The 13,632-nt window shown below is 69.9% G+C and carries 14 protein-coding genes; 2 read left to right on the plus strand and 12 right to left on the minus strand.

The window, feature by feature from the left end; genetic code table 11:
* Nucleotides 1-22 precede the first annotated feature (22 nt).
* On the plus strand, nucleotides 23-607 hold the full coding sequence (locus AB4079_RS11990) for an RsmD family RNA methyltransferase (RefSeq protein WP_441787509.1): 585 nt from the start codon (nucleotides 23-25) through the stop codon (nucleotides 605-607).
* Here the strand turns inward: AB4079_RS11990 and thiL are convergent.
* Complete coding sequence (gene thiL / locus AB4079_RS11995; RefSeq protein ID WP_441787510.1) at nucleotides 604-1,605, minus strand: thiamine-phosphate kinase; 1,002 nt, start codon at nucleotides 1,603-1,605, stop codon at nucleotides 604-606. The two genes, AB4079_RS11990 and thiL, sit on opposite strands and share 4 nt — an antisense overlap.
* 25 nt (nucleotides 1,606-1,630) lie before the next feature.
* Between thiL and AB4079_RS12000 the strand changes: the two genes are divergently transcribed.
* Nucleotides 1,631-2,128, plus strand: coding sequence for a DUF3515 family protein (locus tag AB4079_RS12000; protein ID WP_441787511.1), 498 nt, complete (start codon nucleotides 1,631-1,633; stop codon nucleotides 2,126-2,128).
* Between the two features lie 33 nt (nucleotides 2,129-2,161).
* On the opposite strand, the gene AB4079_RS12005 is transcribed toward AB4079_RS12000, so the two are convergent.
* The 11 genes from AB4079_RS12005 to AB4079_RS12055 all read right to left on the minus strand — a co-directional run bounded on the left by AB4079_RS12005 (nucleotide 2,162) and on the right by AB4079_RS12055 (nucleotide 13,631).
* Nucleotides 2,162-3,253, minus strand: coding sequence for a D-alanine--D-alanine ligase family protein (locus AB4079_RS12005; RefSeq protein WP_441787512.1), 1,092 nt, complete (start codon nucleotides 3,251-3,253; stop codon nucleotides 2,162-2,164).
* Nucleotides 3,165-4,295, minus strand: coding sequence for an NAD(P)H-dependent glycerol-3-phosphate dehydrogenase (locus tag AB4079_RS12010; RefSeq protein ID WP_441787513.1), 1,131 nt, complete (start codon nucleotides 4,293-4,295; stop codon nucleotides 3,165-3,167). Before AB4079_RS12010 ends, AB4079_RS12005 begins: the two co-directional genes overlap by 89 nt.
* Nucleotides 4,288-5,043 (minus strand): lysophospholipid acyltransferase family protein, encoded by a 756-nt coding sequence (locus AB4079_RS12015; RefSeq protein WP_441787562.1) that lies wholly within the window; start codon nucleotides 5,041-5,043, stop codon nucleotides 4,288-4,290. The genes AB4079_RS12010 and AB4079_RS12015 overlap by 8 nt, the downstream gene beginning before the upstream one ends.
* An 87-nt stretch (nucleotides 5,044-5,130) precedes the next feature.
* A complete protein-coding gene (locus AB4079_RS12020; RefSeq protein ID WP_441787514.1) occupies nucleotides 5,131-5,535 on the minus strand; it encodes a type II toxin-antitoxin system VapC family toxin in 405 nt (134 codons plus the stop codon).
* The gene (locus AB4079_RS12025; RefSeq protein WP_441787515.1) at nucleotides 5,535-5,771 is read right to left on the minus strand and encodes a type II toxin-antitoxin system Phd/YefM family antitoxin; all 237 of its coding nucleotides are present in this window, start codon (nucleotides 5,769-5,771) and stop codon (nucleotides 5,535-5,537) included. The genes AB4079_RS12020 and AB4079_RS12025 overlap by 1 nt, the downstream gene beginning before the upstream one ends.
* 54 nt (nucleotides 5,772-5,825) lie before the next feature.
* A complete protein-coding gene (gene murA / locus AB4079_RS12030; protein WP_441787516.1) occupies nucleotides 5,826-7,193 on the minus strand; it encodes a UDP-N-acetylglucosamine 1-carboxyvinyltransferase in 1,368 nt (455 codons plus the stop codon).
* Complete coding sequence (gene leuD, locus AB4079_RS12035) at nucleotides 7,190-7,789, minus strand: 3-isopropylmalate dehydratase small subunit (RefSeq protein WP_441787517.1); 600 nt, start codon at nucleotides 7,787-7,789, stop codon at nucleotides 7,190-7,192. The genes murA and leuD overlap by 4 nt, the downstream gene beginning before the upstream one ends.
* Nucleotides 7,789-9,309, minus strand: a complete 1,521-nt coding sequence (gene leuC, locus AB4079_RS12040) for a 3-isopropylmalate dehydratase large subunit (RefSeq protein ID WP_441787518.1) — start codon at nucleotides 9,307-9,309, stop codon at nucleotides 7,789-7,791. The genes leuD and leuC overlap by 1 nt, the downstream gene beginning before the upstream one ends.
* A 152-nt stretch (nucleotides 9,310-9,461) precedes the next feature.
* Nucleotides 9,462-9,950: an FHA domain-containing protein gene (locus tag AB4079_RS12045; protein ID WP_441787519.1), complete on the minus strand. Its 489-nt coding sequence runs from the start codon at nucleotides 9,948-9,950 to the stop codon at nucleotides 9,462-9,464.
* A 22-nt stretch (nucleotides 9,951-9,972) separates the two neighbouring features.
* Nucleotides 9,973-12,318 carry a transglutaminase-like domain-containing protein gene (locus tag AB4079_RS12050; RefSeq protein ID WP_441787520.1) on the minus strand — a complete coding sequence of 782 codons (2,346 nt, stop codon included), beginning with the start codon at nucleotides 12,316-12,318 and terminating at the stop codon, nucleotides 9,973-9,975.
* Complete coding sequence (locus AB4079_RS12055) at nucleotides 12,315-13,631, minus strand: DUF58 domain-containing protein (protein ID WP_441787521.1); 1,317 nt, start codon at nucleotides 13,629-13,631, stop codon at nucleotides 12,315-12,317. Before AB4079_RS12055 ends, AB4079_RS12050 begins: the two co-directional genes overlap by 4 nt.
* Between the last annotated feature and the right edge of the window lies 1 nt (nucleotide 13,632).

Below are 13,632 nucleotides of genomic sequence, written 5' to 3' on the forward strand. Positions count from 1 at the left end.
CCGCCGCTAGGCTCGGGGGGCCATGACCCGAATCGTCGCCGGTTTCGCCGGCTCGCTGACCCTGCAGGTCCCCAAGAGCGGGACGCGCCCGACCAGCGACCGGGTGCGCGAGGCGATCTTCTCGGCGCTGGATGCACGCGACGCCGTCCACGGCGCGCACGTCCTCGACCTGTACGCCGGTTCCGGCGCCCTCGGCCTGGAGGCCGTCAGCCGGGGGGCGGCGTCCGCGGTGCTCGTCGACAAGAGTCCGGCGGCCGCGCAGGTGTGCCGACGCAACGCCGCCGCACTGACCGCGGCGGCGCGCTCCGCCATCCGGCACCCGGACCGCCCGCTCCCGAGCATCGACGTGCGCGCTGCGTCGGTGTCGTCGTACCTGAGCGGAGCGGCGGGCCCGTTCGACGTGGTCTTCATCGACCCGCCCTACGACATCGGCGACGCCGACGTGCTCGGCGTGCTGACGGCACTCGTCCCGCTGCTCTCCGACGAGGCCGTCGTCTGCCTCGAGCGCAGCGCCCGGGGAGTCGAGCCCACCCTCCCGGACGGTCTCGCGCAGGAACGCAGGAAGGACTACGGCGAGACCGCGATCTACTGGCTGACGCCGGCCTAGCCGCGGCCGCCGTCCCACTCCAGGTAGGGGTCCCAACCGCCGCGCTCGTCGAAGCGGACGCCGTCGACGAGCAGGCCCGCGCCCTCGCGGACGACACCCACCCGCCGGAAACCGCCCGGGAGCGGGACCTCGGGCGGGAACGCGGCGAACAGTCCGTGGTCCTCGCCGCCGGTGAGCGCCGTCCGCACGTCCGGACCGAGCGTTGTCGTGTCCAGGTCGATGGCGACTCCGCTCGCCTCGGCCACCCGCCGCGCGTCCAGGGCGAGACCGTCGCTCAGGTCGAGCATGGCGGTCGCTCCCGCGATCGCGGCGAGCGGACCGTCCGCGATCGGCGGGCGGGGCCGCAGCTGCGCGCCGATCGGGCCGGGATGCGCGGCCAAGACGGCAGCGAAGCGGGAAGGGTCCGGCTCGCCCGCCGCATCTACGGCCTCCGCGAACAGCAGCTGGAGGCCGGTGGCGGCCTCGCCGAGCGCGCCCGAGACCGCGACCACATCCCCGACCCGTGCTCCGCTGCGCAGGACCGGCTCGCGACCCTGGAGGTCGCCGAACGCGGTCACGGCGAAGGTCAGGGTCGCCGACACCGACAGGTCGCCCCCGACGACGCCGCAGCCCGGCTGCAAGGCCTCGCAGGCCATACGGAACCCGTCGGCGACCCCTTCCAGCCACGCGATCGGCGTCTCCGGGGGTGCTGCGATCGCCACGACGAGTGCCGTGGGGACCGCGCCCATCGCGGCCACGTCGGAGAGGTTCGTGGCGGCGGCCTTCCAGCCCAGATCGACGGCGCCCGACCAGGCGAGCCGGAAGTCCGGACCGTGCACCATCATGTCGGTCGTGACGACGAAGCGTCCGTCCGGAGCGGCCAGGACGGCCGCGTCGTCGCCGGGACCGACCAGCGTGGCCGAAGACTCGGGGAGCCGCGGGAAGATGCGACGCAACGCCTCCCGCTCCGACGCCTCACCGATGGTGAGGCCCGACGTGTCGCTCCCAGAGATTCCCATGATCTGAAACGGTAGCCTGAAACGGATGAAGTCCCGTCGCCGCGCACTCTTAGGCCTCCTGCTCGCCGCCTCCGCACTCCTCCTCGCCGGATGCGCGCCCACGGTCTCCCTCGACCCCGCCGCGGGCAGCAACGCGCCCGGCTGCGCGGAGATCAGCGTCCGGCTGCCGGACACGGTCGCCGACGAACCCAAGCGCGAAACGGACGCGCAGGCGACCGGCGCCTGGGGCGACCCGGCAGTGGTCATCCTGCGCTGCGGTGTTCCGCCGATCGGGCCGACCACGAAGCCGTGCGTGAACGTCAACGGGGTCGACTGGGTGCTGATGACCGATCCTGCGGCCAAGACGATCGTCTACCAGACGTTCGGGCGGACCCCAGCCACCGAGGTCATCATCGACCACGTATCCGGGGTCTCGGACTCGTCGGTGCTCCCGGAGTTCGCCAGTGCGGTGTCCACCGTGAAGCAGACGCAGAAGTGCCTCTCGACTCTCGACACCGACCCGACGGCGACGCCAGCCCCGTAGCCCGCGGCCGCCGCGCCGATGGGGCAGGGGGCGTCAGGCGCGGGCCAGAGCGACCTGGATGAGCTCGTCGATCAGGGCGGGGTAGCTGAGCCCCGACTCCTGCCAGCAGCGCGGAAACATGGAGATGGGCGTGAAACCCGGCATGGTGTTGATCTCGTTGATGACGAAGCCGTCGGAGGTCAGGAAGAAGTCCACGCGGGCGAGTCCCTCCCCGCCGATCGCGTCGAACGCGCGGACACCGAGGTCACGCATCTCTGCCAGCTCCGCGTCCGTCAGGTCGGCCGGGCAGACCAGGTCGATTCCGGGCGCGTCGAGGTACTTGGCGGCGAAGTCGTAGAAGTCGCGTCCGTTCATCACGATCTCGCCGGCGACGGAGGCTCGGGCGGGCTCCCCCGGACGGCCCCCGAGCACCGCGATCTCCACCTCACGTCCGGGGACCATCGACTCGATCAGGACGCGGTCGTCCTCCGCCAGCGCGGTCGCCATGGCCGCATCCAGGTCGTCCCAGTCGGACACTTTCGTGACACCCACGCTGGAACCGGCGCGCGCCGGCTTCACGAAGACCGGCAGACCGAGCCCGCGAGCGGACTCGAGGATGTCGCCGGGCGCCGCGGCCCACTCGTATGCGGTGACGGTGCGCCACGGCGCCACCGGGATTCCCGCCTGCTGCAGCACGGTCTTCGTGAAGTGCTTGTCCATCCCGAGCGCGCTCGCCAGCACGCCGCTGCCGACGTACGGCAGCCCGACCAGCTCGAGCATGCCCTGCAGCGTGCCGTCCTCCCCCCAGGGGCCGTGCAGGATCGGGAAGACGATGTCGACGGTGTGGAGCGACGAGCGCTCGCCGTCCGCGTCCACGACGCTCAACTCTCGGGTGGAGGCGCTGTCCGGCCAGAGGATGCGCGACCCGTTGTCCTCGACCTCCGGCAGCTTGGCGGTGTTCAGCGCGAAGCGCGCGGCGTCGTCCGGCTGCAGCGTGAACGCACCCTCGTGGGTGATCCCGACCGGGATGACGTCGTACCGGTCGCGGTCGATCGCCTCAAGGACGCCCGCCGCCGTCGCGCAACTGATCGAATGCTCGCTTGACCGACCCCCAAAGAGAAGCGCGACCGTGACCTTGTCCGTCATCCGTTGTCCTTTCGCCTTGCGGCTCGTCCGAATCCGTCGTCAGATGCGGCGCAATGTCTTTCGGATCGAGCGTACCGGCGAGCACCTGGCTGACCTGACGGACGATCGGCATTTCCACCCCGCGCGCCTCGGCGAGGCTCAGGATGGGCGCGACCGAGGCGAGACCCTCGGCCGTCTGGTTCATCTGCTTCACGACGTCGTTGAACCCGTAGCCCTGGCCCAGCAGGCGCCCGGCGGTGTTGTTGCGGCTGAGCGACGACTCGCAGGTCGCGATGAGGTCTCCGAGCCCGGCCAGCCCCGAGAGGGTCTCCGCCTTGGCGCCGTACGCGACCGCGAAGTCGGTCATCTCGACGAGGCCGCGGGTGATGATCGACGCCTTGGTGTTCTCGCCGTAGCCGACGCCGTCGACGATGCCGATGGCGACCGCGATCAGGTTCTTCAGCACGCCGCCGAACTCGGTGCCGATCACGTCGGTGTTCACGAAGCTGCGGAAGTAGCGGTTCGTCGCGGAGATCGCGACCGCCTGCGCCGTCTCCAGGCTCGCCGAGGAGACGACCGCGGCCGTGGGCTGCTCGCGCGCGATCTCGAGCGCGAGGTTCGGGCCGGAGGCGACGGCGATGCGCTCCGGCTCGATCGGCAGCCCCTGCCCGATCACCTCGCTCATGCGGAGCCCGGTGCCCTTCTCGACGCCTTTCATCAGGCTCACCACGACCGTCTCCGGACCCAGATGCGGGATCATCGCCTCCAGGTTCGAGCGGAGGGTTTGACTGGGAATCGAGACGAAGACCTGCTCGGCATCGCGCATCGCCTCTCCGAGCCGCGGGGTGGCCCGGAGGTTGCGCGGGAGGTTGATGCCCTCCAGATAGTCGCTGTTGCGTTTGACCTCGTTGATCTCGCGCGCGAGTTCCGGGCGCCGTGCCCACAGCACGACGTCGGAGCCGCCATCGGCGAGGATCTTCGCGAAGGTGGTGCCCCAGCTTCCAGCGCCGAGCACGGCGATCCGGCGGGGGCGGGCCACGGGAGCTTTCGGTGCCTTAGCCATCGAACCGCCCGGTCTCCTTCTGGTCGTGCTGCGACGGATCCCAGCGGGTCTTCGGAGCCTTCTCGCCCCGCAGGTCTTCGAGGAGCGCGGTGATCGCATCCATGATCACGCCCGTCGCCTCGGTGAGCGTCGCGGAGTCCAGGGGCCGGCCACGGAACGCCGACAGGTCCACCGGGTCGCCCACCTTCACGTCGATGGTCTTGCGCGGGAACCAGCTGATCTTCTTCCCGTAGCGCGCCATCACCTGCTGGGTGCCCCAGTGGGCCATGGGGATGACCGGGAGGTCGTACTCCAGCGCCATGCGCGCCGCGCCCGTCTTGCCGCGCATCGGCCACATGTCGGGATCGCGGGTGAGCGAGCCTTCCGGGTAGACGACGACGATCCGGCCTTCGTCGACGATCTTCCGCGCCTCCTGAAGTGGCGCTGCGCCCCGGGTGCTACCGCCGCGTGAGACCGGCACCTGGCCGGATTTGCGCATGAACCAGCCCAGGACCGGAACGCGGAACAGACTCTCCTTCGCCAGATACCGGGGCAGCCGCCCCAGCCTCCAGGCGACCATGCCGACCATCACGGGGTCGATCTCGCTGTAGTGGTTGGGCGTCAGCACATAGGCACCGGTGCGGGGCAGCTTGTCGCCGTCGACCACCCGGAACCGGGCCAGCAGGCTGCCGATCGGCACCACGAGGCCGGCCAGCACCCAGAAGACCGACGGGCGGCTCTTCTCGGGTCGCTGCTTCTTCGCGGGCACAGGGGTCACGGACGAATCAGGATGGGACACCATCCCATTATCTGTGACCCGCGTCGCACGCGCGGCATGCACGCGCACCGGCAACCATCATGCGTTTACCGCAACGGGCCGTACATCGAGCTGCGGGATGCCCGAGAAATCGTCGGGGTTGCAGGTATGGAGCGGCAAGTCGCGCGAGATGGCGGTCGCCGCGATGAGGGCGTCGAAGGCCCGCGCGGTCGGCTTCCGCCCGGCCGCGCGCAACGATTGAGCGACCTGGGCGAAGGCGCGAGCCGCGGCGGAGTCGAAGGGGATCGGGTCGAAGTCCGCCTCGGCCAGCTGGAGGTGCGCCTGGCGCGCGGCACGCTCCTCCTGATTCTTCGCCACAAGCGGTCCGACCGAGAGCTCCGCAAGAGTCACCGCGCTGATCGACGGGATGTCGGGGAGCTCGGACGGGTCGGCCACCCGCGCCAGCAGGATCAACGTGGACGTGTCGAGAAGGCCTGGCCGCATCACCACTGCTGGTCCACCAGCTCATCGATGTCGGCAAGGAGGGCTCGGGGGTCGACGGACGGGATGGTCCGGCGAGCCGCCATGAGTGCGGACAGCGCCCTGCCGGGGGTGGACAGCGGAGACAGCTCCGCCACCGCCGCCCCGTCTCGGGTGATGGTCAGGTGTTCGCCGCGTGCCACCCTGTCGAGGATGTCACCGCCGTGGTTGCGTAGGTCTCTCACGCTGACAGTCTCCATGCTGGGACTGTATCACGGGTGAGACACGGCGCAATCTGTGGATAACTTGGCGGATCAGCCCTCGAGGGTGAAGTCGGCGCCGAGCAGCTGCAGCTTGGTGATGAAGTTCTCGTATCCGCGGCTGATGATCCCGACGTTGCTCACCGTGGAGCGGCCGTCGGCGGTCAGGGCGGCGATGAGGTGGCTGAACCCACCGCGCAGGTCCGGAACCTCGATGTCTGCGCCCTTCAGCTCCACCGGGCCCATGATGACCGCGGAGTGGTTGAAGTTGCGCTGGCCGAAGCGGCACGGGTGGCCACCGAGGCACTCCTTGTGCACCTGGATCTTCGCGCCCATGTCGACGAGCGCGTCCACGAAACCGAACCGCTGCTCGTAGACCGTCTCGTGGACGATCGAGACACCGGAGGCCTTGGTCAGCGCGACGACCAGCGGCTGCTGCCAGTCCGTCATGAAGCCGGGGTGCACGTCGGTCTCGATCACGACAGGCTTCAGCTCACCACCGGGGTGGTAGAAGCGGATGCCGTCGTCGTGGATCTCGAACGCACCGCCGACCTTGCGGAAGACGTTGAGGAAGGTGAGCATCTCCGGCTGGCGGGCACCGCCCACGAAGACGTCACCGCCGGTCGCGAGGGCCGCAGCACCCCAGCTCGCGGCCTCGTTGCGGTCGAAGAGCGCGGTGTGGCTGTAGCCGTCGAGCGAGTCGACGCCCTCGATGCGGATCACGCGGTCGGTGTCGACCGAGATGATGGCGCCCATCTTCTGCAGGACGTTGATGAGGTCCATGATCTCGGGCTCGATCGCCGCGCCCTTGAGCTCGGTGATGCCCTCGGCACGCACGGCGGTCAGCAGCACCTGCTCGGTCGCGCCGACGCTCGGGTACGGCAGGTCGAGCTTGGCGCCGTGCAGGCCGTTCGGGGCCGTCATCCGGATGCCGCTGGGCAGCTTGTCGACGACCGCGCCGAACTTGCGGAGCACTTCGAGGTGGTAGTCGATCGGGCGGTCGCCGATGCGGCAGCCGCCGAGGTCCGGGATGAAGGCCTCACCCAGCCGGTGCAGCAGCGGTCCGCAGAAGAGGATCGGGATGCGACTGGACCCGGCGTGCGCGTCGATGTCGGCCATGTGCGCCGACTCGACAGCGCTCGGGTCGAGGAGGAGTTCCCCCGCAGCGCCGTCGCTCACCTTGACGCCGTGCACCTCCAGCAGCCCGCGCACCACGCGGACGTCGGAGATGTCTGGGACGTTCCGCAGAACGCTCGGCCCTTCGCCGAGGATCGCGGCGACCATCGCCTTCGTGACGAAGTTCTTGGCGCCGCGGACCTCGATGCGGCCCCGCAGGGGGATGCCGCCGTTGATCGTGATGCGGTCGCCTTTGAGGCCGACGTGTGCTCCAGCTGCCTGGGCGTCCTGAAGGAGTGAGTTCAAAGTTTCACCGGGAGGGTCGTGGGCCGCCAGCTCGCGCGGCCCGATTCGTATTCGGAGATGAGCGCCTCGTCGCGCAGGGTCAGGGCGATATCGTCCAACCCTTCGAGCAAACGCCAGCGAGTGTAATCGTCGATGTCGAAAGACACCTGGACTTCACCCACCGTCGCAGTCTTGGCAACCAGATCCACCGTCGCCGATATTCCCGGCTGTGCCTCGATCGCCTGCCAGAGACGCTCGGCGTCCTCTTCGGAGATCAGGCCGGTCAGCAGGCCCTGCTTGCCCGCATTCCCGCGGAAGATGTCGGCGAATCGCGGGCTCAGCACGACCCGGAAACCGTAGTCCCGAAGCGCCCACACCGCATGTTCGCGTGACGAACCTGTGCCGAAATCCGACCCGGCGACGAGCACCGTCGCGCCCTGATACTCCGGTCGGTTCAGGATGAATTCGGGGTCTTTGCGCCACTCGTGGAAGAGGGCGTCGTCGAAGCCGGTCTTGGTGACGCGCTTGAGGAACACCGCCGGAATGATCTGGTCGGTGTCGACGTCGGAGCGCCGGAAGGGGACGGCCGTTCCTGTGACGGTCTCGAACTTGTCCATCAGGCGCCCACCCTCTCTCCGATGCGGCTATCCGTCCCGCCATCGCGCGGCGTGTCGTCGCCTTGCTGCTCGAGGTCCCACGGGCTGGACAGCGTTCCGCGGATGGCCGTCGCCGCCGCCACCAGAGGCGACACGAGGTGCGTGCGACCGCCCTTGCCCTGGCGACCCTCGAAGTTCCGGTTCGATGTGGAGGCGCAGCGCTCCCCCGGCGCCAGCTGGTCCGGGTTCATGCCGAGGCACATCGAGCAGCCGGCGAACCGCCACTCGGCGCCGAACTCTTCGACGATCTTGTCGATGCCTTCGGCCTCCGCCTCGATCCGCACCCTGGCACTGCCCGGTACGACCATGACCCGGACACCGTCGGCCTTCTTGTGGCCCTTGATGATGGAGGCGAAGGCGCGCAGGTCCTCGATCCGGCTGTTCGTGCAGGAGCCCATGAACACCGCATCTACCGGGATGCTCTTCATCGGAGTCCCCGGCTGGAGGTCCATGTACTCCAATGCGCGCTCGGCGGCAGCGCGCGCGTTCTGGTCGGCGATGGCGGCCGGGTCGGGAACGGCCTGGCTGAGCGAGACGCCCTGACCGGGGTTGGTGCCCCAGGTGACGAACGGCTCGATCTCGGCGGCGTCGAGGTAGACCTCGGCGTCGAAGACCGCGTCGTCGTCGGTCTGCAGCGTCTTCCAGTAGGCGACCGCGTCCTCCCAGTCCGCGCCCTCCGGTGCGTGCGGACGACCCTTCAGGTAGGCGAACGTCGTCTCGTCGGGGGCGACCATACCGGCACGGGCGCCCGCCTCGATCGACATGTTGCAGATGGTCATCCGGCCCTCCATGGAGAGCGAGCGGATGGCGCTGCCGCGGTACTCGAGCACGTAGCCCTGGCCGCCGCCGGTGCCGATCTTCGCGATGACCGCGAGGATGACGTCCTTGGCCGTCACTCCGGGGCGCAGCTCGCCCTCGACGGTGATGGCCATGGTCTTGAACGGCTTCAAGGGCAGGGTCTGCGTGGCGAGCACGTGCTCGACCTCGCTGGTGCCGATGCCGAACGCCATCGCGCCGAAGGCGCCGTGCGTCGAGGTGTGCGAATCGCCGCAGACGACGGTGATGCCCGGCATCGTGAGTCCGAGCTGCGGGCCGACGACGTGGACGATGCCCTGCTCGACGTCGCCGAGCGAGTGCAGCCGGACGCCGAACTCTTCGGCGTTGCGGCGCAGCGTCTCGATCTGGGTGCGGCTGGTCAGGTCGGCGATCGGCTTGTCGATGCCGATGGTCGGCGTGTTGTGGTCTTCCGTGGCGATGGTCAGGTCCGGTCGGCGGACCGGGCGGCCGGCCATGCGGAGGCCATCGAACGCCTGCGGGCTGGTGACCTCGTGGACGAGGTGCAGGTCGATGTAGATGAGGTCGGGTGTGCCGTCCTCGCCCTTCTTGACCAGGTGGTCGTTCCAGACCTTCTCGGCCAGCGTCAGCGGCCCTGGGGTGGCCGCGATGTCGGCGGCCGGCGAGTCGGATGTGGGGATGCTCATGTCGTGCGAACTCCTAAGCGTGTGAACGGATCAGCCGTCGACGGACTCCGCGGCGAGGGTGGCCTGATGACTAGGACTCGCCGCGGCGGCTAAGGAGAAGAAGCCCCGCGTACACGAGTGACAGGTTATCACCCGCTGGTCCGCGCCCCCTGTCAGGAGCGCTCGACACGGAGGCGGAGGTCGCCGAGCAGCACCTCGTCCCCGTCGCTCACGGGCATCGGCGACCCGGGCTCGGCGCGGACGCCACCGACGACGACGCCGTTGGTCGAGTGGAGGTCGGTGATCGTGAGCGCGTCGCCTTCGCGGCCGCGCTCGACGGTCAGTGCGGCGTGGGTTTTGGAGACCGTGGACGTGGGGTCGTCGACGGCGATCAGGTCCGCTTCCGACGAGGCTGCCGCAGAGGCGGCCCGGGACGGATTACGGCCGACGAGCAGTGTGCCGGTCACCGGGATGCTGCGATCGCCGGGCAGCACCAGCCGCCAGACCGGCCGCGGCGCGACGGATTCGGCTCCCGGTCCGGGCGGCGGAGTGAACGTCGGGAGGGGGCGCACGGGCGACGAGCTCCGGTCGACCGGCGAACCGTCCTGCGGGCGCGAGGGGATGAGGCCGGGCGGTGGCACGATGAACCCGCTGTCGTCCATGCCGCCCACTATACGGATGCCCTCAGGCGCGACGTGGGCGGCGGTAGCGGAAGGCCGCGAGGCGGGCGCGGAGCGGCCCAGCGGCTTCCCTCGCCTTCATGAGCGTTTCGTCGGCTGTGCTCCAGGCGTGGTCGACGCGTTCGTCCACGACGACGGAGCCGTCGAAGACCGCAGCGTCGATGTGCCGCGCGAGCACGGCGAGACCGCCTTCGGGGACCGGAAGGTTCTGCGCTTCCGACTGTTGCTCCAGAGCGGCGGCCGCCTGGATCCGGGTGGCTCGCACAGGCACTGCGAGCCCGAGTTCGGCGTAGCCGTCGGTCAGCTCGTCCCAGGCACCGGCCGCACGCCGGTCGGGCGGTCCACTCGTTCGGCGACGTCGGCGCCTCCTCCGCTTGAGGGTGGCGATCACCAGCAGCGGGATGAAGTAGGCGAGCAGCGGTATTCCCACCACCCCGAGGACGACCCACGCCCACGCGGGGAGCTGGAAGATCTTCGACTTGTCCTTCGGGTTGTTGTCTTTGGTCTTGACCGGGGTCAGCAGGTCCTCGGCCCGCGGGTCGGCGGGTGGGGGCTGCCTCACCTGGGGCTGCGGCTCCAGCTTCGGCTTGGTGGTCTGGTTCTTCGGGGCGTCCGTTTTCGTCGGAGTGGGGAAGAACGGCACCCAGCCGACGCGGTCGAACGCCACCTCGTCCCAGGCGGTCACGTCGTCGCCGGTGACGGTGGTCGTGCTGCCGGTGACCTTCGGCGCGAAACCCATCACCACCCTGGTCGGGTAGCCGAGCCGGCGCGCCATCAGGGCGAACGCGCTCGCGTACTGCTCCTGGTCGCCGACCATCGGCGCCTTGGAGAGCAGGTCGGTCATCCGGTCCGCTCCCTCGCCTGCCCGGGACGGCACCGGGTCGGATGCGCGGCCGTGACTGAGGTAGCCGAGGGACTTGAGGGAGCGTTCGATGTTCCGCAGCTTCTGAATGGCGGTGTCCGCCGAGCCGGCGTACTCCTCGGCCTTCGCTGAGACGACATCCGGCACGTTGGTGACGGGCGGCAGGGCCAGCTTCGCCGGCGGGACCTTCGCCAGGGCGCGGTCGTTGGGAATCTTCTGCGCCGTTGCTCCGATGGTGTAGGCGAGGCCGTCGCGCACGCCGCTGGTCACGGCCGCCGTGCCCGTCGCCGTGTTGACACGCACGGTGCCCGCGGGGTCCTCCCCGGTGTGTTCGTCGAAGGTGAGGCGGTCGGTGTAGCCGAGAGTCGGCAACCACACGTCGGAGTAGCCGAGCACGGAAATGGCGGCGGTCGATGACGCGCCCGCCGTGAACAGCGGCGGCGCCGGGATGGTGCTGCCGAGCAGCTGGAATGCGCCGGAGGCGTCGGTATCGCTGCCGGGCGACGCGACCGACCAGACCACGCCGTCGTAGCTGTCCATCGTCGCCAGCCGGATCACCTGCCCCTGTTTGAGCCCGGTCACGGTGAAGAGCTTCGTCTTCTGGAGCTGCTTCGTGTACGTACGGAAGCCGGCGAGCGGGCTCGGGTAGTCCAGCGGGTCGAACGGCGGCGTGATCTCGTCGCGCACGACGAACCGGGAGGCGGCGGGCGGTGCGAGCACGGAACCGGCCAGAGCGCCGACGGCCACAGCGCCGAGGACGACGACGGCACCTCCGACCAGGCGGCTGCGGCGGACAGCGGAGTCGGTCTCGATCCGATCCCGCGCGAAGCGCGCGCGTCGCCACGAGAGCCACACCAGGGCCACCGCTGCGAAGAGCACACCGCGTATTCCGGCGAAGAAGGCGTCGCGCGTTCCGAGCAGGATCGCGGCGAACAGCAGCAGTGTCGGACCGGTCAGCAGAAGTGCCGCGCGGCCGACGGAACGATGGCGCACGCCGGGTAACCAGCGGACCGCCAAGGTGACCGAAACGAGTGCGACCAGCCAGCCGGCGACATATGGCACCACCGCGACGTACGGGGGCGCTTCGAGCGGCGCCTGCAGAGTGACGGCGTCTGTCCAACCGAAGACCGCGCCGAGCACCAAGCCGGAAAGACTGTCGAGGGTGGGCAGAACGCCGAACAGGGACTGCCCGGGCAGCGCCAGCGGCGTCCCGAGGAGGAAGTAGGCGGCGAGGGCGAGGACCACCGTGAGCGGCCAGCTCAGCCGCAACAGACGCCCGAGCAGCGCCACTCCCCCGCCCACCACGATCCCGCCGACTGCGGCGGGAGCGAAGGCGTAGTGCCCGAAGGCGGGCTCGAATCCGATCACCGCGAGCAGGCTCAGCCCCATCAGCACGGCGACGTCCACCCAGGTCGTCGCCGAGAAGCGGTCGAGGATCGGGCTCGACGCACCGGAGGCCCGGGAACGGCCACCCGTGGTCGCGGTCATCGGCCCGCTCGCTTCAGCAGTGCGGGAAGCTCCGGCAGCGCGGACACCGTGATGAGCATCGACCGGCCCAAACGGGTGAGCCGTGGCTCCGCTCCTTCGTCGACACGGATCACGATCGTCTCGGTGTCGCCTCCCCACAGCGCGGCGGCGCCGCGCAGCTGGGCCGCTTCGACCTGGGAGCCGACGACGGTGACCGCGAGACTGGGGGCCTGCAGCCGCAGGGTCGCCTGGCGGAGGAACTCCCGCAGGCTGGGATGCGCTCCATCGACGGGCTGGATGCGGCACGAGTCGTCGAGGAGCGCTGTCGGCGTCCCCACGCGCATCGCGCCCCCCTGCCAGACGGCATTGATCTCGGTCTCTTCACGGATCACCTGGCAGCCGATGGACGTGGCCACCGAAACGCCGAGTTCGAACTCGTCGTCGGAGGCGAAATGCGACCGCTCGGCGTCGAGGGCGAGCAGCAGCTGCGACCGTCTGGTCTCCTGGTATTGGCGGACCATCAGCTGACCGGTGCGCGCCGAGGTGCGCCAATGCACGTTCCGGATGTCGTCCCCCGGTTCGTACGTGCGAAGCGCGTGGAAGGCCAGGTCGCTGTCCGTGATGACCTTCGTCGTCTGTCCCTCGAGGTCGCGCACCAGACCACGCGCTGTCGCGGCGAGGCGGACGGTCTTGGGATGCACGAACAGCTCGATCTGATCCGTCCACCGATTGGTGCGCCGCAGCAGACCGAGCTGGTCACCGCGCACGGAGAGCGCCGGTCCGGCGAGGATGAGCGCCCGTCGAGCGGTCGGTACGGCGAACAGTTCTTCTGTCTCGGCGCCGGGTGTCAGACGGGGGATGGCGAAAACGGCCTGGCCCTCGCCGACCGGCAACTCCATCCGCGTGGGCAGCACGGGCCGGGTGCCGCTGTTGGCGACGGTGAGCCGGCCGAGCGCGCGGTCGCCCGCGACAACGCGCCGAGGGTTGAGTTCGATGCCCACGCGGTAGGTGGAACGACCGAACACAAAAGCAAGTGCGAGGAGGACGGCGGCGAGCAGGGTCATCGCGATGAAGAGGAACTCGGCCCAGCCGAGCCAGACCGCGAGGACCAGGCCGACCGCCGCCGAAGCGAGCGCGATCCAACCGAGCGCGCTCACGACACCGAGCACCGGGCGGACCCGAGCGACCACGGCTCGTCCTGCGGGCGCCACGCGCCGGCCGGCCGCTCCGAACAGCCGCCCGAGCGTCGCGCCGACCTGCCCGGCCGCGATGCGCGCCTGACCGGCAGCGGAGCCGCGGCTGCGTCGTTCGCCGGCCGTGCTGTCGGTGGTCATG

The sequence above is a fragment of the Leifsonia sp. 2MCAF36 genome (genome assembly GCF_052115525.1).
In the GTDB taxonomy this organism is placed as follows: Bacteria; Actinomycetota; Actinomycetes; order Actinomycetales; family Microbacteriaceae; genus Leifsonia.